A 21,461-nucleotide genomic window follows, 5' to 3' on the forward strand; every position below is an offset into this window, starting at 1 on the left:
TCTGATTTCATCTAAAATTATCAAATTTCCCCGGCTTTTACCATAAAATCGGAATTATAGTTCCATTTTTTTATATAATTCATTGATCCTGTATTGGGTATTATGTCCAGTATGGAGAAAATAGAATTATATTTCCGATCAATAAAAAAAGGCGCCTCCACTTTGGAGACGCCTTTTTTTATTATTTATTTACTTTTTACTGTTTGTTGTAAGTAAACCTGGTCTTTTCCCATTCGGTGGTACCATAATTATCAGTAACAGAAGAAACAAAACCTGATTGGAAATACTCTATTACTCTGGTTTGTGGATCATCTTCGTCATTGCTCACATAACCATCCTCAACTTGTGTGCGTTTTGTAGTATGGGTCATTTTATCAAACAAATAGGCATATTTGATAGTTGGAGCATAGTTACTGTACAACGAGCCCGCTTCATAGTACAACCACGCATTTATGCTATCAACTTTATTGGGATAATTATTAGCGTATTCAAACGCGTAATTTTCCTCAACGTTCGTGGTGAAACCACCAGGTTGACCACTCACTGTGTTCTTATAGCTATAGTATTCTACTGAAGTACGCTTCATAGCCATCAACTTTCCGTTCTGGTTGGTATAGGCAATTGTATACGGCTTTCTGGTAGCAGCAGCAGAACTTGTTCTCCAGGTGGTGTCATATTGGAAACCAGTGGCCTTAACCAGTAAGCCCGCAGCATCATATTCAAAGTTGGTCGTATCCACGTGTACGTCATAGATCGGATTAGCCTCTTTCATTTCGTCCATGTACTCAACACCTATACGCTGAACCGGCAGGCCTTTGCTGTTCAATTTATAACGTGCTTTAAAATTGAAATTTCCTTGTACAGCTGGCGATTCTTCAACGGTAACCTCATCGCCTGAATAAGTGAAGGTAAAATAATAGCTCGGATCGGAAGAATCCTTGAGCGAAACGATCCTTCCAGACTTATCGTACTCGTAATAAGTTGTTTCGGGTGTTGAGTTGCTGCTATTGTCGGTAACGATGGTTTTTACAACACGCGTCGTGTCTCCTACCGGCTGTTGCTGATCCGAGTTACTGTCGGAATCCTTTTTACACGAATCAAGGGAAATAATAAACAATAAAGACACAATGGGAATCAATAATTTCTTCATAAAATATGTTTAATAACGTCTGATCCCCTATTCCTTTTCTTTTCTGGTGGGCGCAAAGTTAGCAAACATCCTGATAATTTAAAATGTTTGAGAAAGAAAGTTAAGTGGTCAAACACTAACAATATGGGAAGTACGAAGTGAAAAATCTTTTTTTACTATAATATATCGTGCATTTTTCTACAACAATCCTGCAATTTTCGAAAACAATCGTGCAAAAAGATAAAATTTGCCATCGTACCTTGCTTATGGCCATCAGCGCCCCCTCCAGCATGTTCAAGTATCAAATTCTTCCCATTTAAACCAGATCCTGCATACTGCTATTCCATTTTACCCATTCACCCTGACGCTTTAATCCAAACAATGGCATGTGCTGCATTCAAAACCTGATTTGTACATAAAGCTGTCATAAGATGAAAAAGAACAACCACTCCCTGTACGTGCTTACTGGCGTTGAAGCCATTAAACAACACCTGGATAATAACCCTTTCGAATACAGAACCAGTAGTGAATTGCTGAATAAAGTATCTGAGGCCAACCGGAAATCGGTAGAAAAAGCATTTAAAGACATCTATGGCTGCGGCATAAAAACCTATCACGTAAAGCAACGGCTGGAAAAATCAAAACAATTCCTGGAAGCAGGAAGAAGCATCAAACTCGTTGCAGGCGCCTGCTTATACAAATCACAAAGCGCCTATAGCACCGCTTTCAAAAAAGCATTCAATATAACCCCCACCCAATGGTTGAAAAATGTATGCGCTGCAACCAGGAAAAAATTATCCAAATCGTAAAGGCGCCCAAAAATATAATACGTTGGTACAATAGCGTAAAACAACCGCCCAATAACATAAAATACCCGTAGGTAACTTGCATACAGAATGAATGCAACATTCCTCAGTATGAAAAACGCAGTAATAGAAATAGTTTCCTACCTGTTCATCCTATTGTTTTTTTATACAGGCGTGATGAAACTGACAGACCATCGAAACTTTTATTTCGTGATGGACAAATCACACCTCCTGTACCGGTTCGCAGCCATCCTGGCGTGGGTAATACCAATATTAGAACTGGCTATCGTTGCCTGCCTGGTGGTGCCCAAATGGAGAAGAGTTGGTTTGTATGCTTCCTTTATACTCATGAGCGTGTTCACCATCTATGTAGCGTACAACGCCTTCTTTCTTACCCACGCCGAACGCCCCTGCACCTGCGGCGGTATTATAGAACAGATGAACTGGCAGCAGCATGTTGTCTTCAACGCTTGTTTTACAGGGCTGGCCTTGTGTGCGGTGCTATTTAACAAAAAACGGGCACAGGCACCAGATACCGGAACAGCCAATTTATCATTATCCTAAATTCAGCATATGAAAAAGCCCTGGCGTATACTCATCTGGCTGATGCCGGTGGCCTTGCTCACTTATTCATTCTTTATGTTTCAACGGGTCATTAAACCACCCCTGCCACCATTTCACTTATTGCTGCTGGATAGTGTCACTGACCTCAACACCAACGACATTCCCAAAGGCAGGCCAAGCGTATTGGTGTTTTTTAGCCCGGATTGTGACCACTGCCAGAAACAAACGGAAAGCATGCTGGCCCATATGGACTCGTTGAGCGCGGTGAATTTTTATTTCATCACCATCGATCCTTTTGACCGGATGCAGGTTTTTAACAGCGTATACAAACTGGAACGATACCCGAATATTACGGTTGGCAAGGATTATACCTTTTTCTTTCCCTATCATTACAAAGGCGCGCAACCTCCCTACAATGCCATCTACGACGCCCATAAAAGACTGGTAACAATTCTTCCCCAGGAAACAAACGCCCGGGAATTGCTTTCCTACCTGAACAAATTGTAATTGAACGAAAAACCATTATGCATAACCAGGCGTAGCCGAAAACCTGTAACAGAGTAGGCATCATTCATCACTCATTTTAAACATTGTTTTATGAAAAAGACAAGGTTCTTTTTTACAGTAACCACTTTTTGTATAGCTATCGCAGCTGTTACTGCCACCAAAGCCAATGGCAAAATAACAGAAATTGGATATACCAACAGCCCGGGTAACAAATGCACAGTGAGCAGCGGGATTGTTTGTGGTAACCAGGGAACAGGTTGTGTAAATGCCGGCGGCACACAATTATTTCGTTTCAACGGTAGTTCGGCTTGCAGTATTGCTTTAGCAAAACCATAACAGGTCCCTTTGAAGGCCCCCCGGTCCCCGCTTTGGCGGGCGGGGGCCTTTTCATTAGTTGGTATCCTTTATCACCAACACTTTCATTTGCTTTTCTCCCTGTACCAATTGTAATCCATACTTTGGTAAAAAGGCTTTCAGACTTTCGAGGTCTATACAATCGGAAGTAAAATCTACCGGTTGAAGAATACCTGTTTCGTCGACTATAATATCCTTGGTAAACACCAGGAAGTATTGCACCAACCGTTTCATGGGCACATTGGTGAACTGATAACTTACATGTGGCATCAGTTCTTTCTCCTGTTGAGGACCGCCCTTTGAACTTAGTTTGGCAGCAGCCTGGCTGGTTGCCACCAATCGCCAGCAAGGCACCGTCCTGGTTTCTATGGTGGCAGTAAAACCAAAACAGGTTTCCAGGTCCCGCTGCATGGCCCTTTGCATATTGGCGGTTGTTGCCTGTTTGGTCGGCATGATCAAACTGTAACAAAACCAGTTCTCCGTAGGGGTTGTCTGAAACAGCGAGGAATCGCGGACGGCCAAAACAGGAACATTAGAATAATGGCCGTAAAACGCCGTATCATTGGGGTACCACAAAAACCGGCCGAACCAGGCATACAGGTACAATTGTTTCAGGCTTACTGCCAGCGCCTGGAATATGCCTTTGGGATAACCAGGATCGATAGTGGCATGCAGATCGATGTGGATGGGATAATAAATAGCTTGCCGGGCCTGGTCCCATTTGGTCAATACAGACCGGAACAGAAAACTACTATCTGATGGGGCGCCATTCCCATACACCATAAAGGGTTTGCTATCATCGAAAGGCACCTGTTGGCCGATGCCATTGCCCCCCTCATTCCCGCCTGCATAGGATACCGGCAGCACCGGATGTTGGCCCTGCAGGAACTGCCGCATGGCATTGCTGTCCAGAGTGTACGTCAACGCCTGCACGATCCCTTTATCGTCTATAACAACAAGGTGCGGCGCTACGGAGACACCCCATAATTTAGCCAGGGCGGAATCAAAGGCACAGGGAAGCGTGAGCTTGTTCCTTTTCCGAAACTGTTCATACATGCCTGCTATCTTGTTCTCCCGGTCCTGGATGCCTACCAGCATAAATTGAACGCGGTCACCGAACTCCTGTTGCATGGCATTGGTCTTTGGAAAGCTTTCTACACAAACGGTACAGTATTTATTCCAGAAGTCAAGTACCAGCCATTTCCCTTTAAAGTCGGCCAGGCTAACGACTGTTTTGTTATAATAAGCCACATTTTTCAGTACAAATGCCGGACAAGGCTTACCCACCTCAGGATACAATGTGTCGCCGGCCGCCTGCAAACAGCCGACTGCCACCAGCCGGAGCAGGAGTAATAAAAATAAACCTTTCATTGTAGGAATGTTTTATACAACGGATGTTATGTCAATACCCGGTGTTTTGTGACAAATGGGGATTTGAATTGCGGTCGCTTTGCGGAATAGGATACAATGCCTGGTGACCATCCGGGTCCCAGCTGCCTCCTTTTGCTGGCGTTACTACACGCATCACGGAATTGAGATTATTAGTTCGGATGAGGTCGAACCAGCGATGCCCCCACTCCGTAAAAAGCTCCCATTGCCGTTCATTCAAAACAGCCGCTAATAAATCTGTTTGCGTGGTGGCTGTAGTGTTAGGCAGGCCAGCCCTTGTTCTTATTTCATTCAGATCGGCCTGTGCGCCTTCCAGGTTGTTTTGTTGCGCCCTTGCTTCCGCCCTTATTAAATACTGTTCGGCCAGACGAAGTACCATGGTGTATTCTGTAATATCCGGCGACATAGACACTTTGTACTTATAGGGGAAATAATAATCGGTGCCGTTTTCCGAAATGCTGCTTACCCAGTTTACTTTGCGCTGATCGGCTGAGTCGAAACTATTCAACAATTGCGAACTAAGAGTGGTAGAGCCATAATTGGCGTTGGAAGGCGTGCCAAAGAGGATATAATAAAACCCGTCCTGTGTATTGTAATCATATGCAGGCAACGGCGTAGCCAATTGCCAGATGGCCTCTCTGCAGTTTTTCAAAAACACGGCATTCAGATCCGGTTCCAGCCCAAACTGATCCGTTTTATTAATGACCGTTGTTGCCTGCGCTTCGGCATTGGCCCAATCACCGGTATACAAATACACCCGGGCCAATAAAGCGGTGGCCGCCCATTTGGTGGGCCGAACCCTGTCGTCCGTAATAACTGTATCGCTTGCATCGATAAAATCAGGACTGAGTAATTCCTGCGCATCCCTCAGGTCGGCAACCACCTGTTGCATCACTTCACTTTTAGGTGTTCTGGCCATGGTGCCATTTACCCGGTAATCGGTAGTTGTTACCAAAGGAACATCGCCATAACAATTGGTAAGGTAAAAATGCCAGAAGGCCCGGATGAACTGCGCCTCGCCGGTCAACTGTTTTACAACCGCGGTACTTATTGCCGTGTTGTTGCTAAGCGCCGTAATGATAACATTGGCCTGGTAGATGTAATTGTAGGCGTTCGACCATTCCCCATTGGCCTTTGTGGCAACCATGGCATTTTCGTAGTACTGGGTTTGTGGGGTAAAGGTGGAATAACCGGTGAGCTCATCACCCAACAACCCGGTGCTTTGCGAGATGGTATACGACACCCAATTGTTATACATCTGTGAATAGATGGCAGTAGTAGCGGCGGTAGCAGTAGCGCTGTTGCTAAAAACGCCGGTTGTAACCAACTGGGTTTCCGGCGGCGGGATCTCAACAAACTTTTTACACCCGGTAATGAACGCCAGCACAATTATCGATATATAGATAGATTTCATGATCGTTTGCTATTTATTCTTTACAGAGTTAGTTGCACACCGGCTGTCAGCATCCGAAGTGTTGGTAAGCGAAGCACTCCGTAAGCGCCCACTGCGCTGGCGGTTTCGGGGTCCATACCCCGGTAATCGGTGATCGTAAACAGGTTCTGCCCCTGTACATAAATCCTTGCATTTTTTAAATGCGCTTTTTTCTGCCAGTCTGCCGGCAAGGTGTACGACAGCGACACATTTTTCAATCGAATAAAGGAGGCATCGGAAATAACATAGGTAGAAGCTCCGATATTGTCATTGGGGTCAGCAGCATTCTGGGTAGAGAACAGGCCCACCTCTGTTCCATCACCCATTTGCTGCCACCGGTTTAAATACCGGGTTGTAAGGTTTTGATTAAAACGCCCGGGAGAAAAGAATGCATTGGAGATATTAAGGGCAGTCTGTTTTACAAACTGGAACAACACATCCAGTTGAAGTCCTTTATAGGAAAACGTATTCCCGAACCCGCCATAATACTGCTGCGTAATTTCAGGGGTAGCGGTTAAATCATCGGGCTTTTGCGGTGTGTAGGTTGGTTTACCCTGGCTTTCATATTGATAAATACCGGTTGAATCATTTACGCTCAGCCATTGAAAACTCTTTTTGATGTATAATGATTTGCCCACCACATAGCGGTTGGCAAAGGAAGAACCCTGCAGGTTCGGATATTCAACAAGCTCATTCTTTGGGATGGTCAGGTTGATGCTGGAGCTCCAGGTAAAATCGGGCGATTTGATATTAATAGTGTTCAACACCAGTTCGAACCCTGAGTTTTGAACAATCGCCGGTAAATTATATTGCACGGAAGTAAAACCGGTTACACTGGGCAGCGGGTAGCCAACCAGTTGTTTATTATCCCGGTTTTTGTAATAGGTGCCTGAAAAAAAGATCCGGTCTTTTATAAAACCAACATCCAGGCCTACCTGAAATTTGTTAACCAGTTCCCACCCATAGTCGGGATTGGCCAGTCCGGTTGGACTTAACCCCGAAAGGTTCTGGTAAGTTACTGAATTGGAGGTATAGGTACTCAGGAACTGGTAATCGCCAATTTGGTCATTACCCGTGGTACCATAGCTGGCCCTGAGTTTTCCATAGCTGATAAAAGGTAGAATATTTTGTATGAGCTTTTCATTGCTGAAGATCCACGCAGCTCCTATAGCGCCAAAATTCCCGAACTGTTTGCCCGGGCCAAAGCGGCTGCTGCCATCACGCCTTGCCGTTAGATTAAGCAGGTATTTGTCTAACCAGTTGTACCCTACCCGGCCATACACGCCCTCATAGTGATACAAAGAGTTTTGTTTACCACTGATGCCATTATCAGCCGCATTCAGGGGATTATCGAGGAGGGCATCACTGGTGAAATTAGTGGCGTAAACGGCTTGTGCATTCAGCTCATTCTCCTGGAAGCTGGCGCCCACCAGCACCTCCAGCTGCCCCTGCCCTATCTTACGCTGGTAGTTTACCTGCGGTTCAATGATCCAGGTGGTTAAATCGGTGGTGGCCGTATTCAACGAACTATTCGCAGAGATATCAAACGGCGGTGGATTTACCTGGGTGGCTGGAAATTTCATGGTTTGATCCAACTGCTGGTGTGTGTAGCCGAAACTGGATTTTAGTTGAAGTCCTGGCAGTATTTCGTAACTCAGACTTACATTGCTGATGAGGTTATTGGTAATGGCTTCGGTAGGAATATAGATATTGGCCACGGGGTTGTTCCAGGTGGCAGTACCGTTAAAGAGTTGCCAGTTTAAACTGCCGTTGTCATTGTACAGGGCCGGTGCATTGGGTGCCAGCGTTACCAGCGACGTGAGATCGGCAGCGGGAATGGTATTCTCGTTGTGCACATAACTGCCCGTAAACTGCACGTGAAACCGTTTGTTGGTGGAAGTGCTTGTTATGCCCACATGGGCAGAAGCTTTTTTATCGGAAAAATCACCCGGATACACGGTTCCCTGGTAACTATAGCCTCCACCCACATAGAATTGGGTATTGGCATTGCCACCGGAAACATTTACCTGGGCATTGGTAAAATGAGTGGTATTACCGATGAGTGTTTTTTGCCAGTCGGTATACCGGGTAGTATCCCAAACACCGTTCAGGTCGTAACTATTATCGGGAATGGTGGTAATGCCATCATTTTTGAGCGCCTCATGCCGCATCTCCAGGTATTGCGGTGTATTGAGCAGGTCCATGGTGCGGGAAATTTTTCCTGCGCCTGAAAACACATTGACATCAACTTTGGTTTCACCTGCTTTTCCCTTTTTGGTGGTAATGAGCATCACGCCATTGGCACCGCGGGAGCCATAAATGGCGGTAGCATCGGCATCTTTTAAGATCTCGATGCTTTCGATATCGGCCGGATTGAGGCCGTTGAAAGGGCTCAGGCCCTGTCCGGGCCCACTAAGCGGATTTCCCAATGCACCGCCTCCCATATCGATACTGGTTAACGAGGTGGCGCTTATAGGCACCCCATCAACAACAATAAACGGGTCGTTGCCACCGCTGATGCTGTTTTGTCCCATGATGCGAACGGTACTGTTGGCGCCCGGGATGCCGGAGGTTTGCTGGATATATAAGCCCGGCACCCGTGCTTGTAAAGAAATAATGGGATCGCTTACAGGTTGTTTTTGGATGTCGACGCCACTTACTTTTGAAACGTCACCGGTATTCAGCTTTCTGGTTGTGGAGTAGTATCCTTTTATGACCGTTTCTTCCAGGGGCGCCACTGAAAGTTTCACTACGATGTTTAAATTGCTGCTCCTGTTTATTTTCAGTTCTCTTAATTCAATGCCAATGCCTGTTATTTGTAAGATGGCATTTTCATCGACACTAGTTAACTGAAACTCGCCGTTCTCATTGGTATTGGTTCCCCGGGTAGTTCCTTTTACAGATACAGTGGCCAGTACAGGTTCGCCATGCTCATTTATAACCCGGCCTTTGATATCCACCAGTGTTTTGTTGACTATTGGAATGATGGTTGTGCCTTCATTTTTTTTTGAGCTGATGGTGATCACCGTGCCATGAATGGAATAAGTTACCGGCTGGTTTTTGAAAATGAGTTCCAGCACTGACTTCAGTGGTAGGCTTCGTGCGTCGAGTGTTACGTTGTTTGTTTTTTGTAATAAATCGAAGTTGTAGAAGAATCGATAGTCGGTTTGTTTTTCAATAGCGGTGAATACCTTTTGCAAGGAGGCATCTTTAACAGTAAGTGTTATGGTTTGAGTAAGTCCGTTGGCGCCCAGGGTCAGGCTTGCCACCAATAATAGTAACCCGGTTAACTTCATAATACGTACTGCTTTTCTGCTTTTTATTATCAAGCATGTTAGTTTGGGCAAAGCCCTACACACTACTTTGCCAGTAGCAAAATCTTGCATACCTTTAAATTGGAGGTTAATTAATAAATGGCGTTTGCCGTTGTGTGAATTGGTTAACCTTGTAACCGGAGTGGCTGAAACATTCCGGTTTTTTTGTTCTCAGAGCAGGATGAAAAAGGCTGGTAAAAAAGCAGGGAAATGGATCAGGATCAAGGAATGGAAATGATAAATTTGGTTTAATGGAATGGTGGTGGCGTACAGCCCCAAAAAATTTGATCTTTTCCAAGCCTGTTCCCTACAATTCCGGGTTAGGGAACTGGTATTTGGAAAAGAGTGGCCATGGTAAGCGCTTCATCATGCATCATCCTAAACACCGAAAATCATTAGGGTGTAACGATCAGTTTCTTTCCTTCAATACTAAAATGTACATCGCTCGATGCAAGGATCTCCAGCACCTGCGACAGTTTTAAATTTCGGGGTACGGTACCAATAAACTGGCCCCGGGGAATAGTACCCTGGTAAACTACATCGAGGTTGTACCACCTGGCCAACTGTCGCAATACTGTTTTCAGATCATCTTTATTGAACCGGAACTGCCCGTTTTTCCAGGCAATTGCTTTTTCCAGGTCGGCGTCTTCCATAACTTTAATATGGTAATCGGTTTGTGATTTCGCGGTAATGGCTTCCTGGCCTTTTTTAACCAGGGCAGATTGATCGCCCTTAGTTGCCCGCACGGAGCCTTCAATAAGCGTAAGGATGATAGAAGGCTCGTCTGTATAGGCATTAACATTGAATTGCGTGCCGATGTCGTTTATCAACAATCCGTTAACCCTCACCCTGAAAGGTCGCTTTGGATTGTGAACGATATCAAAAAACACTTCCCCGGTGGTGACCACCTCCACTTCCTGGTTGGGCGGAACGTTAACGGGATAATGTACAGACGATTGGGAATTGAGCCAGAGCCTGCTTCCGTCGGTCAAGAACAAGGAGTACATCTCTCCTTTTTCCGTGGAGAGCGTATTATAGAGCATTACACTTTTAGCATTCGTAGATTGATAGATCAGTTTACCATGATCATTGGTAACCCGGGCGCCGCCTTGCGGTGAGAGTGCTTTGTTACTGGAACTGTCTAACATCACCAATGAACCATCTGCCAGTACGAGCTTCGCTCTATAGGTTCCAGGTGCAGCATCGTGCGGAACAGGTAATGTTTTTTCTGTGCTGTCTGCTACTTCTTTTTTATGCGTTCTAACTTCCAACCAAATTGTGCAGAGCAACAAGGCTGCAACGGCAGCGGCAGCAGCATACTTTCTCCATTTGTTCCACCAAAGTATTTTTGTTGTACCGGCTTCCGGAATTAAGGCAAGGTATTTTTTCCGCGCCGGTTCCATGTTGGCCATGATAGCCATCATCCTTTGCTCATCTGCCTGCCTTGACTCCATGATAGCATCAAAGATCTGTTGGTTGCCATTTCTTTGCCTCCATGTTTCCAGGATCTGTTGCTCTTCTTCCGTTGTCTGCGGGTATTTGGCTAAGATTTGTCCGATAATAACATGCTCCTCACGAAAGTTTAATGGTGCCTCCATGTACTGGTTTGTTAGCGTGAATAAGTTTTAATTGGTTACTCTATAAAATGAACGATCAGGGCGGGGAAAAATATAGTGGCGGTAAAAAAATATTTTAGATCGTACCCCGGAGTCAATTATTGGAGAGTGCAGCCAGGAGGTATAAAACAACCAATTCTTTTTCGGCAAATATTTTACGTAGTTTTTTCAAAGCCTGGGCGCAATGAACGTTTACGGTACCGGGGGAAATGTTTAATCTTTGTGCAACTTCCGGTCTTGGTATCTTTTCAATAAAAACGAGCCGGAAAACTTCCCGGCATTGACCGGGTAATTTCTCCACCTGATCTTGCAGGACCTTCCTCATCATTTCCAGTTTATAAAAGGCCTGGTCTTCCTGTTTTTCTTCAATAGTAGTGGAGCTATAAGCAATATCCTTTATATAGGTTTGCTGCACCTTTGCTTTCTTCAGGAAATCAAAAGCGGCATTACGGGCAATGGTAAAAATGAATTTTCTAACCTGTAAAAAGCTGTCAAAATCGGCGGGGTCTTTTTCCCAGAACTTCACCAGGGCCTGAATGGCGATGTCCTCCGCCTCTGTGGGGTCTTTTGTAATTTGTTCTGTAAAGAACTGGAGTTGGGGGTATAACAGGTCAAAAAGCAGGTTAAAAGCTTTTGGTTCTTTTTGTTTCAGACCACTCATAAGTAGCTTGTCATCCATTGCAATGGTTAATTAATACAGTGTTCCGGAATAAATAGGAAAAGAAGGTAGAATAACGTGTTAGCCAGGTAGCGGTAAGGTGTCAATGGCAGGGATTGGCTGTCCGGCTACACTGTGCAGTATCCGGCATGTTGGGAAGGATCAGCTTTTAATAGTATGGGCACAAAAGTGTGAGTGATAATATTAAATTAATTGTTTTTCAGTAGATAACAAAGGGGGAAATGGAAATACCGTGTAAATATGGGGTAAAAGGGGGGTGAAAAAAATTTAAAAGATAAGCTCCTGAATCAGTTTCTACCGCCATTTCTACCGCCATTTTCTCCGACGCGGCCACCGGCCTGCCCTTAAACTCCACCATTAACCCATTTGTGTCAAATTTAAATGAGGGCCCAGATCAGCAGAAACATCACCGCCAAACAATTTATATGTTTTTATCAACTCTATTTTATCCAGGCCATCATTGTCACCGGAGATGATCAATACCGGTGCAGCAATTTTTGCTATATTGGCATCACCGATGTTAAAAGGCGTCTGGGCGAAAGCGATCATCTGTTCTAAGAACTTTGTGAACTTTGTTTTATCAGGAGCCACCGCATCGTATGCGGGTTTCATGGGACTGTTCAAAAACAATTCAGGCTTGAGGTTTTTAAACCCATTGGTTACTTCGGGCAGCCAGCCGCTACTTTTATAGGTAGCAGAAATGATCACTAATTTTTTTATCCGTTTAGGGCTTTGTGTAGCCAATTGATAGGCCACGGAGCCGCCCATACTAAATCCTGCAACATCCGCACTGTCGATTTTCAGGTAATCCATTACGCCTTCCACATCACTTGCTAAAGCAGGAAACGTTAATTTTCTTTCTGAAAATTGCGTATGTCCATGCCCCTGCAATTCAATGGCAATTACTTTTCTGTTTTTTGACAGCTCCGGGATCAATTGGCTCCAGTTCATATCAATTGTAAAAAAGGCGCCATGTAGTAAAACGATAGGCCTACCCTCGCCATAAACCTCATAATAAACATTGAGGCCATCAACGGGTGCATAACCGCTGTTGGAAGGCCTGGTCTGTTGTCCGTTTGATTGGGATGCAGCAAACATAATCGCAATAAGCACCAGTGATCTAAGAACGTTCTGTGTTTTGAGTAAATATTTCATAGCGTTGTTTGTATTTGATTGACAAAACAAAACTAGCATGAAGGGCAGGAATTAAAACGGTGTAAAAATGACTACTTAGGGGTGAAATATGACTAATCGGGGGGACATCTCCTTAAAATGCACTTTGAAGGTTACTGGATTTCAGGTAATAAAATGAACAACATTACAAACTATTGATTTTCAATCACATCCTAATTGACAATAGACTTATTGTCAGAAGATGAAAATTGTTTTAAGAGTGCGTTTTACGGCTATTATAACGACGAGAGCCGAGTAACTATAGAAAGGGTTGCATACAGTAAACAATAAGTTGTATTATCAGATCAGGGACTAAAAAGAAAAAAGACCCACTGTAGAAACAGCCGGCCTCTAACGATTGCTTGCCATATGAAAAAAACGTAAAAATCTGGTTTACTTTGTCCACCGAAGCTTTAGCATAGGTGGAGGGTTTGAAGCTTTGTTTCTGGTAGTCTTTCTCTTTCTTACTCTTCGTACCGTGCTACCGTTGTTGATGATGTAAAAGTACAGCGCGCTTCACTTACTGCATAATGAGCTTTTCAATGATTTCATTATCGCTAAACTGGGTATTATTTCACAAAAACAGCTACCAGCCTGCAATAGACGCATTATTGTTCATGATCTCAGACAGTAAATAGGAAGGTGAAAATTCTTTTTAATAGTACGTTTTACAACTTTTATAGTGACGTGGGGTGAGTAATGATGGAAAGAGTTGCATAAATACAAAATAAATTCAGTCTCTATAAGGTAACCAGAAAGGGGTAAAAAGAAAAAAGACCCGCTGTAGAAACAGCCGGCCTCTAACGATTGCTTGCCATATGAAAAAAGGTAAAAATCTATTTAGTGTGAGGCTCTCGCCTCGCCCGCCGAAGCCTTGGCGTAGGCGGGTTGATGATGTAAAAGTACAGCGTGCTTCACTTACTTCACAATGAGCTTTTCAATGATTTTATTATCGCTAAACTGGGTATTACTCAATAAAACCAGCTACCAGCCTGCAATAGCCGCATTATTGTTTATGATCTCAGACAGTAAAAAAGAGCATGAAAATTCTTTTTAAAAGCATGCTTTACAACCATAATAACGCACGGGACTAAATACTGCCATGAAAGGTTGCATATCGAAAAAAAGTTTCTAACTGCTTTCTTAAAGGAATACTATTGGGTTATTAGGTCGCAGCATTTAGTTTGAGCGTTGAAGCTTACGGCGGCATCCCATTGCCTATTGCCCATTACCTACTGCCTATAAAAGAAAAAAGGTCCACTGTAGAAACAGCTGACCTCTAACGATTGCTTGCCATATGAAAAAAGGTAAAAATCTATTTAGTGTGAAGCTCTTCGCTTCGCCCGCCGAAGCCCTGGCGTAGGCGGGTTGATGATGTAAAAGTAATGCACGCTTTACTTACTTTATAACGAGCTTTTGTTTCATTTTATTATCCCTAACCCAGCTATAACTTTGCAAAACACCCGGCCAGCCTGCATTACCCCCTCTCCGCTCTATGATCGCTGACCCTTTTTTATTTAAAATAATTGTACAGAAAACCTTTTTAAATATCTGTTTAACAACTATCTCATTTGACTTGACGACTTATCACTTCAAACAGTTGCATCGAAAGAAATTAATTATACCTGCTGAATATATCCATATGCCCCAAGTCAAATTATTATCCCTCATCTTTTTGTATAGGCGTTATTACCTTCGGGACAGGAGTAAAAAGAAAAAAGCCGTCTGTAGAAACAGTCGGCCTCTAACGATTGCTTGCCATATGAAAAAAGGTAAAAATCTTGTTGAAGTAACTCTGGTAGCGCTTCTTTTCTTTCTCTTCGCCTCTGTACTACCGTTGAGTGTGATGCAAATGTACAGCGCTGCTTTTAACTGTCATAATCACGTTTTTCACAGTTTTATTATCCCAAACCCTGTCACACAACCACAAAACCCTTACTCCCACTGGGTTTTACTTATTTCAACCTATGGTATCCAACGATCAATAAACGTGACCAACACCCTTATCGTTTGCTTTTCTTTAACACTTTTTAACAATCACGAACCCAAAATCTGCCGAACAAGTGCCTGAGTCACGCACATCAGACATCCACTCACCACTCACAACTCACCACTCACATCACTTCTCTCGTTGTAAATTCCTTGTTAAGAGCCCTATATAAACTTCCTCAACCCAACTAACTTTATATTTTTGTACCCTCATGCTAAGAAAGATACTGGCATATATCTTATTGTTCGCGCACATCAACACCTCCATGTTCATTCCACAGATGGATGAGGAGTTTGATATGTACGACAATGCCGGTAATCAGATAGATGATATCAACACCCTGATCGAGTTCATTGACCAGGATGTTCTCGGCCACTATGACAGCAGTCCCGAAGATGAGGATAATGATACCGGCCGCCCCCTGCATGTAATAAAGATCGTTGACTACAGTTATCATCCCTTCTTTGAAGAAGCACAAACAAAAGTTGCCATTAAAGAAGATCCTGAAATAGTTTTTACCGGCTATATAGAACATAAGCTTCCTGCCGGCTTCACCCATATTGTAATTCCTCCGCCTAAAGCCTGCTAAACCGGTGTTTAACAGGTAATGTACCACAAGTTCAGGTTCAACTCATTGGGCCTGAATGCCGTGCCTATTGGGCCTGTCATCGCATGTATTTCGTTTAACAGGGAAGCCCGCCACAGCTTCTCAAAGGCAATTATATTTGTATTCCATTACATACCCGCCTTGGTTTAGCCTGCTTATAACCCTATAAGAATATTTAATTCAAATAAATCGCTACAATGAAAATCGCCGACTTTAAACGATTCGTGATCGTTTTTGCCTGCGCGTTCTATTCTGTAATGCAGAGTAATGCGCAGGATACGTTGCGGATCTCGTTACCCGATGCAGAAAAACAATTCACTGCCAAAAACCTGCAATTGATGGCAGAGAAATACAACATCGACATCGCCCGCGCCCAGGTATTACAAGCCCGGGTTTACAACAACCCCAACCTGCAGGTGGTTGCAAACATCTACAATCCCGAACAAAAGAAGTGGTTCGATGTAAGCAACGCCACCGGCGAGTACATCGCCAATGTGCAACAACTCATTATTCTGGCCGGTAAACGCAACAAACAAATTAAACTCGCGCAAACGGGTGTATTAATGGTCGAGAACCGTTTTTACGACCTGCTGCGCACCCTGCGTTATACCTTGCACAGCGATTTTTATCAGGCTGGTTTTCTACAACAGGCCATTGCCGCTTACCAATTGCCCATTGCTTCGCTGCTAAAACTCACCGCCAATTACGCCGAATTGCAGGCTAAAGGCGTGATCACCCTTAAAGAAGTGGTACGGGTTAAATCACTTTTATACAACCTGCAAACAGAACAAACAGCCTTGCAAAACCAGCTCAACGATGTGGAAGCGGAGTTGCAACTATTGCTGCAGAACAATAAAACCTGGTTTGTTCCTGAAACCAACGTTCAGGCTGCCACCCTCCCTTCCATCCGTCAGTACCAGTTACCTGTGCTTATCGACAGCGCTTATACCAACCGGTACGATCTGCAACTGGCCAACAATTCACTTGTGTACAGCCAGCAAAATTACAGCCTTCAAAAAGCCATTGCAGTGCCCGATCTGATGGCCGGCGCCCAGTTCGATAAACGAGGCAGTTTTGTAAACAATGCCACCTTCTTTTCCCTGGCTATGGACCTCCCCTTCTTTAACCGCAACCAGGGCAACATAAAAGCCGCTAAAATTGCCGTAGACCAAAGCAATACCGCATTGGCGCAACAAAGATTATCTGTTGAAAATGAAGTGCAACAAGCCTATGGCAAAGCCCTGAACACCGAAAAAATGCTGCAGGCTATTGACCCGAATTTTCAAAACGACTTCGATAAATTATTAAAAAGCATCACAGAGAATTTCGAAAAAAGAAATATCAGCTTACTGGAGTTCACCGACTTCTATGACTCTTACAAACAAAATGTGCTGCAATGGAATCAATTGCAGAACGAACGTATTCAGGCCATAGAGTCTTTGAACTTCTCCATTGGAAAACCTATCGTAAACCTATAATTAAAGAAATCATGATCAGCTATAAATCAACCATCATTCCTGCTTTTGTTGTTATCACAACCGCCATTGCCTGTGGCCGGCCCGAGGCTGCCACGCCCAAAGAAAATGGCGCATTAGACAGCATCATCCGCAATGTAACTACCGCACCGGTAACTGTTGAAACCGAAAAAGAATCGATAAAACTGAATGGTAAAATTCAGGCCAATGAAGACCACCAGGCTAAAGTATATGCCCTGGCCAGCGGTAAAATAAAAAGCGTAAACGTAGCCCTGGGCGACAAAGTGCAAAAAGGACAAACCATGGCCGTACTGCAAAGTATGGAAGTAGCCTCCAGTTCAAACGACGTAACACTGGCCGAAAGCAATGTGACCATCACCAAGAAAAACATGGAAAGCACCAAGGACCTGTACGATGGCAACCTGGCCACCGAACGGGACTACCTGAGTGCAAAGGTAGAATACAACAAGGCCCTGTCTGAACTAAACAAAGCCAAACAGGTGCAGGCCATCACCGGCGGCAAAAACGCCCTATACGAATTACATGCACCACTTACCGGTTATGTTACTGAAAGAAATATCACGGGCAACTCTGAAGTGCGGCAGGATAACAACAACCCGCTGTTCACCGTGGCCGACCTTACCAATGTATGGGTGATTGCCAATGTATACGAGTCTGACATCAACAAAATTCACACGGGCGATGAAGTAACCGTAACCACCCTGGCCAATCCCAATAAACCTTATACCGGTAAGATCGACAAAATATACAACGTGCTGGACCCTGCTACCCGCACCATGAAAGTGCGCATCAGCATGCCCAATCCTAATAATGAATTGATGCCGGAAATGTTTGTGACCGTAAAAGTAAACGTAGATCAGAGCGGGTCATCCGGTCTGTTGAGCATTCCCTCACAAGCCATCGTACTCGACGACAGCAAAAACTTTGTGATCGTTAAAGACACCGGCGGTCTGCACATTAAAGAAATACAACTGATAAGAAGGGTTGATGCGAAAGCCTATGTTCAGGGATTGAAGGAAGGAGATCAGGTTGTTACCAATAGCCAGGTGTTCATTTATCAGGCTTTGAGTGAATGATGGCAGAGGGCAGAAGGCAGAAGGCAGAGGGCAGAGAGAACAGCCAAAAGCCGGGAACAAAGAACCAAGAACATAGAACTAAAAACTATGTACACCTAAAGAACCCAAAAGCAGCACAAAAAAATGAACAAATTCATAAAGAAGATCATCGCCTTTTCACTAAAGAACAGGCTCTTCATATTTCTTGCCACCCTCATATTGATTATATGGGGTGCATTGGCATTTAAGAACATTCCGATAGAAGCATTCCCCGATGTTACCAATACACAGATCACCATCATTACCCAATGGGCAGGACGCAGTGCAGAAGAGGTAGAGAAATTTGTGACCGTTCCCATTGAAGTGGCCATGAACCCCGTGCAAAGAAAAACATCGGTCCGCAGTACTACGGTATTTGGGCTATCGGTGGTAAAAGTGATCTTTGATGATAATGTGGATGACCCGTTCGCGCGGCAACAGGTAAATAACCTGCTGCGGGATGTGCAATTGCCCGAAGGCGCCGATCCCGATATTCAACCGCCCACCGGGCCTACAGGGGAGATCTTTCGTTATACATTACAAAGCACTACCAAACCGGTGAAAGATTTAAAAACCCTGCAGGACTGGGTAATAGAACGTCAGCTGCTGGGAGTACCGGGTGTAGGTGATGTAGTAAGTTTTGGCGGTGAAGTAAAAACCTATGAGATAAAAGTAAATCCACAAAAGCTCGCTTCTTATAATATTACACCGCTGGATGTATACACCGCGGCTTCCAAAAGCAATATCAATGTGGGCGGCGATGTGATCGTGGATAATTCGCAATCGTATGTGGTGCGTGGTATTGGTTTGATCAATAACGTAGATGAGATCGGCAACATCATCGTTGATAATATCAATGGTACGCCGATTCTGGTAAAAGATGTAGCCGATGTACAGATCAGCGCCCTGCCCCGCCTTGGCCAGGTAGGTCGCGATAAACAGAATGATGTAGTGGAAGGCATTATCGTGATGCGCAAGGGGGAGAACCCAGGCGAGGTGATCAAGAAGGTGCAGGCTAAAATTGATTACCTGAACGACAAAGTGCTGCCTTCTGATGTAAAGATCAATACGTTCTACAACCGCAACGACCTCATCAATTTTGCCACACACACTGTGTTGCACAATATGCTGGAAGGGATCATTTTTGTTACGGTGATCGTGTTTTTATTTATGGCCGACTGGCGCACCACGGTCATTGTGGCCATTGTAATTCCGCTGGCATTACTCTTTGCCTTTATTTGTTTAACCTTACGCGGCATGAGCGCCAACCTGCTTTCCATGGGCGCCATCGACTTTGGGATCATCATAGACGGGGCCGTGGTAATGGTGGAAGGGATCTTTGTGTTGCTGGATAGTAAGGCGCATGAGATGGGCATGCTGCGGTTCAACAAACTCAGCAAACTGGGCCTTATCAAAAACACCGGCGGCGAACTGGGTAAAGCCATCTTCTTTTCAAAACTCATCATCATTGCCGGTTTATTACCCATCTTCTCCTTTCAAAAGGTGGAAGGCAAAATGTTCTCGCCCCTGGCCTGGACACTCGGTTTTGCCTTATTGGGCGCACTGATCTTAACGCTTACCCTGATACCACTTTTGAGTAGTATTCTGCTTCGCAAAAACGTGCGTGAAAAACACAACGTGTTTGTAGAATGGCTTACCAGGGGCGTAATGTGGCAATTCAACTGGACCTACGCGCGCAAACGCCTCAGCATCATTGTGGCGGTTGTGCTGGTGGCAGTGGGTTTGTTCTCCTTTAAATTCCTGGGTACCGAGTTCTTACCCGAACTGGATGAAGGCGCGATCTATATCAGGGCTACTTGTCCGCTCAGTGTATCACTGAACGAATCGCGCGATATTGCCAACAAGATGCGTAAGATGATATTGACCTTCCCCGAAGTAAGACAGGTGATGTCGCAAACCGGCCGGCCAAACGATGGTACCGATGCTACCGGTTTTTACAATGTAGAGTTTCATGTTGACATTTATCCAAAAGGGGAATGGAAAAGCGGGCTTACCAAAGAACAACTGATCGATAAAATGCAACACATGCTGTCGGTATTCCCCGGCATCGATCTCAACTTTTCCCAGCCTATTATGGATAATGTGGAAGAAGCGGTATCGGGGGTAAAGGGTTCGTTGTGTGTAAAGATCTATGGTGATAGTTTGGCTTATACGGAAAAGAAAGCGTACGAGGTATATAATATAATGAAACACGTGACCGGCGTGGAAGACCTGGGCGTTATCAGGAATATCGGTCAGCCTGAATTGCGTATAGATCTTGATCAAAGCAAGATGGCATTGTATGGAGTAACCACTGCAGACGCCAATGCTACCATTGAAATGGCCATTGGCGGTAAAGCCTTATCGCAAATCTATGAGGGCGAGCGGAAATTCCAGCTTCGCCTGCGTTACCAGGAAGATTACCGGAACAATGCCGAAGCCATCAGCAACCTGTTGATCCCCACCATGCGTGGTTCGCAGGTACCGGTTAAGAACATCGCCACCATTGAACGGTTAACGGGCCCCAGTATTATTTTCCGGGACGATAACCGCCGGTACAGCGCCATCAAATTCAGTGTTCGCGGCCGCGATATGGGCAGCACCATTGCCGAAGCACAAGCCAAAGTTGGAAAGCAGGTGAAGCTGAACAAAGGATATGACATGCAATGGGCGGGTGATTTTGAGAACCAGCAACGCGCCACCAAACGCTTAACAGAGGTAGTTCCGGTGAGCCTGCTGATCATTTTCCTGATCCTGTTTGTAATGTTTGGCAATGTAAAAGACGCGGGTTTAGTATTAATAAACGTACCGTTTGCCATTATTGGCGGTATTGCCGCTTTGTTACTATCCGGCACCAACTTCAGTATATCGGCAGGCATCGGGTTCATTGCCCTGTTTGGAATATGTATCCAAAACGGGGTTATCCTGATCTCGGTGTTCAAGAACAACCTGCAAAGGATAAAGAAACATGAGTTTGACAGTCATTCCCTGGAACAGGCCATAAAAGACGGGGTGAAAAGCCGTGTAAGACCCGTTATTATGACGGCCCTGATGGCTGCCATTGGTTTATTACCAGCCGCATTATCGCATGGTATTGGCTCAGAAACATCGAAGCCACTGGCCATTGTGGTAATAGGTGGATTGATAACCGCTACCGGATTAACGTTACTCATCTTCCCATTGTTCTTTTATGCGGGCTATAGGAAGTTGGGGCAGAAGATGGATTGATGAGAAGGGCAGAAGGCAGAGGGCAAAGGGCAGAGATTTGTTCGCGGCTTTGCTCGCCCTTTGTTTTAAATATTAGAAAGTAG

Annotated in this window: 15 protein-coding genes; 8 read left to right on the forward strand and 7 right to left on the reverse strand. The window is 44.6% G+C overall.

The window, feature by feature from the left end:
* Positions 1 to 196: 196 nt before the first annotated feature.
* Entirely contained in the window at positions 197 to 1,150 is a 954-nt protein-coding gene (locus tag BMX95_RS25390; RefSeq protein ID WP_081197627.1) for a hypothetical protein, read from the reverse strand.
* A 410-nt stretch (positions 1,151 to 1,560) separates the two neighbouring features.
* Here BMX95_RS25390 and BMX95_RS25395 point away from each other — a divergent pair, with 410 nt between their 5' ends.
* The 4 genes from BMX95_RS25395 (at position 1,561) to BMX95_RS25410 (ending at position 3,342) form a co-directional block, all read left to right on the forward strand.
* A complete protein-coding gene (locus BMX95_RS25395) occupies positions 1,561 to 1,938 on the forward strand; it encodes a helix-turn-helix domain-containing protein (protein ID WP_081197626.1) in 378 nt (125 codons plus the stop codon).
* 108 nt (positions 1,939 to 2,046) lie between these two features.
* A complete protein-coding gene (locus BMX95_RS25400) occupies positions 2,047 to 2,499 on the forward strand; it encodes a MauE/DoxX family redox-associated membrane protein (RefSeq protein ID WP_165758810.1) in 453 nt (150 codons plus the stop codon).
* 9 nt (positions 2,500 to 2,508) lie between these two features.
* On the forward strand, positions 2,509 to 3,006 hold the full coding sequence (locus BMX95_RS25405; protein ID WP_081197624.1) for a redoxin domain-containing protein: 498 nt from the start codon (positions 2,509 to 2,511) through the stop codon (positions 3,004 to 3,006).
* A 90-nt stretch (positions 3,007 to 3,096) separates the two neighbouring features.
* The gene (locus tag BMX95_RS25410) at positions 3,097 to 3,342 is read left to right on the forward strand and encodes a hypothetical protein (RefSeq protein WP_081197623.1); all 246 of its coding nucleotides are present in this window, start codon (positions 3,097 to 3,099) and stop codon (positions 3,340 to 3,342) included.
* 54 nt (positions 3,343 to 3,396) lie between these two features.
* Here BMX95_RS25410 and BMX95_RS25415 read toward each other — a convergent pair whose 3' ends face one another.
* The 6 genes from BMX95_RS25415 to BMX95_RS25440 all read right to left on the reverse strand — a co-directional run bounded on the left by BMX95_RS25415 (position 3,397) and on the right by BMX95_RS25440 (position 12,945).
* Entirely contained in the window at positions 3,397 to 4,731 is a 1,335-nt protein-coding gene (locus BMX95_RS25415; protein ID WP_081197622.1) for a TlpA family protein disulfide reductase, read from the reverse strand.
* A gap of 31 nt (positions 4,732 to 4,762) precedes the next feature.
* Positions 4,763 to 6,163, reverse strand: a complete 1,401-nt coding sequence (locus BMX95_RS25420; RefSeq protein WP_081197621.1) for a RagB/SusD family nutrient uptake outer membrane protein — start codon at positions 6,161 to 6,163, stop codon at positions 4,763 to 4,765.
* 20 nt (positions 6,164 to 6,183) lie between these two features.
* Complete coding sequence (locus BMX95_RS25425) at positions 6,184 to 9,477, reverse strand: SusC/RagA family TonB-linked outer membrane protein (protein WP_165758809.1); 3,294 nt, start codon at positions 9,475 to 9,477, stop codon at positions 6,184 to 6,186.
* 413 nt (positions 9,478 to 9,890) lie between these two features.
* Positions 9,891 to 11,093: a FecR family protein gene (locus tag BMX95_RS25430; RefSeq protein WP_081197619.1), complete on the reverse strand. Its 1,203-nt coding sequence runs from the start codon at positions 11,091 to 11,093 to the stop codon at positions 9,891 to 9,893.
* A 112-nt stretch (positions 11,094 to 11,205) separates the two neighbouring features.
* Positions 11,206 to 11,790, reverse strand: a complete 585-nt coding sequence (locus tag BMX95_RS25435; RefSeq protein WP_081197618.1) for an RNA polymerase sigma factor — start codon at positions 11,788 to 11,790, stop codon at positions 11,206 to 11,208.
* 357 nt (positions 11,791 to 12,147) lie between these two features.
* Complete coding sequence (locus tag BMX95_RS25440) at positions 12,148 to 12,945, reverse strand: alpha/beta fold hydrolase (protein ID WP_081197617.1); 798 nt, start codon at positions 12,943 to 12,945, stop codon at positions 12,148 to 12,150.
* Between the two features lie 2,219 nt (positions 12,946 to 15,164).
* On the opposite strand from BMX95_RS25440, the gene BMX95_RS25450 reads away from it, so the two are divergent.
* The 4 genes from BMX95_RS25450 (at position 15,165) to BMX95_RS25465 (ending at position 21,378) form a co-directional block, all read left to right on the forward strand.
* Positions 15,165 to 15,542: a hypothetical protein gene (locus BMX95_RS25450; RefSeq protein ID WP_090519619.1), complete on the forward strand. Its 378-nt coding sequence runs from the start codon at positions 15,165 to 15,167 to the stop codon at positions 15,540 to 15,542.
* A gap of 215 nt (positions 15,543 to 15,757) precedes the next feature.
* On the forward strand, positions 15,758 to 17,038 hold the full coding sequence (locus BMX95_RS25455) for a TolC family protein (protein ID WP_081197614.1): 1,281 nt from the start codon (positions 15,758 to 15,760) through the stop codon (positions 17,036 to 17,038).
* An 11-nt stretch (positions 17,039 to 17,049) separates the two neighbouring features.
* Positions 17,050 to 18,132: an efflux RND transporter periplasmic adaptor subunit gene (locus BMX95_RS25460; protein ID WP_081197613.1), complete on the forward strand. Its 1,083-nt coding sequence runs from the start codon at positions 17,050 to 17,052 to the stop codon at positions 18,130 to 18,132.
* Between the two features lie 123 nt (positions 18,133 to 18,255).
* A complete protein-coding gene (locus BMX95_RS25465) occupies positions 18,256 to 21,378 on the forward strand; it encodes an efflux RND transporter permease subunit (protein WP_081197612.1) in 3,123 nt (1,040 codons plus the stop codon).
* Positions 21,379 to 21,461: the final 83 nt, after the last annotated feature.

The sequence above is a fragment of the Niastella yeongjuensis genome, from assembly GCF_900110245.1.
Classification (GTDB): Bacteria; Bacteroidota; Bacteroidia; order Chitinophagales; family Chitinophagaceae; genus Niastella; species Niastella yeongjuensis.

Excerpts from the sequence above, each read along its gene's own strand:
- BMX95_RS25390 (WP_081197627.1), bottom strand. The coding sequence starts at position 1,150 with ATGAAGAAATTATTGATTCCCATTGTGTCTTTATTGTTTATTATTTCC.
- BMX95_RS25395 (WP_081197626.1), top strand. The coding sequence starts at position 1,561 with ATGAAAAAGAACAACCACTCCCTGTACGTGCTTACTGGCGTTGAAGCC.
- BMX95_RS25400 (WP_165758810.1), top strand. The coding sequence starts at position 2,047 with ATGAAAAACGCAGTAATAGAAATAGTTTCCTACCTGTTCATCCTATTG.
- BMX95_RS25405 (WP_081197624.1), top strand. The coding sequence starts at position 2,509 with ATGAAAAAGCCCTGGCGTATACTCATCTGGCTGATGCCGGTGGCCTTG.
- BMX95_RS25410 (WP_081197623.1), top strand. The coding sequence starts at position 3,097 with ATGAAAAAGACAAGGTTCTTTTTTACAGTAACCACTTTTTGTATAGCT.
- BMX95_RS25415 (WP_081197622.1), bottom strand. The coding sequence starts at position 4,731 with ATGAAAGGTTTATTTTTATTACTCCTGCTCCGGCTGGTGGCAGTCGGC.
- BMX95_RS25420 (WP_081197621.1), bottom strand. The coding sequence starts at position 6,163 with ATGAAATCTATCTATATATCGATAATTGTGCTGGCGTTCATTACCGGG.
- BMX95_RS25425 (WP_165758809.1), bottom strand. The coding sequence starts at position 9,477 with ATGAAGTTAACCGGGTTACTATTATTGGTGGCAAGCCTGACCCTGGGC.
- BMX95_RS25430 (WP_081197619.1), bottom strand. The coding sequence starts at position 11,093 with ATGGAGGCACCATTAAACTTTCGTGAGGAGCATGTTATTATCGGACAA.
- BMX95_RS25435 (WP_081197618.1), bottom strand. The coding sequence starts at position 11,790 with ATGGATGACAAGCTACTTATGAGTGGTCTGAAACAAAAAGAACCAAAA.
- BMX95_RS25440 (WP_081197617.1), bottom strand. The coding sequence starts at position 12,945 with ATGAAATATTTACTCAAAACACAGAACGTTCTTAGATCACTGGTGCTT.
- BMX95_RS25450 (WP_090519619.1), top strand. The coding sequence starts at position 15,165 with ATGCTAAGAAAGATACTGGCATATATCTTATTGTTCGCGCACATCAAC.
- BMX95_RS25455 (WP_081197614.1), top strand. The coding sequence starts at position 15,758 with ATGAAAATCGCCGACTTTAAACGATTCGTGATCGTTTTTGCCTGCGCG.
- BMX95_RS25460 (WP_081197613.1), top strand. The coding sequence starts at position 17,050 with ATGATCAGCTATAAATCAACCATCATTCCTGCTTTTGTTGTTATCACA.
- BMX95_RS25465 (WP_081197612.1), top strand. The coding sequence starts at position 18,256 with ATGAACAAATTCATAAAGAAGATCATCGCCTTTTCACTAAAGAACAGG.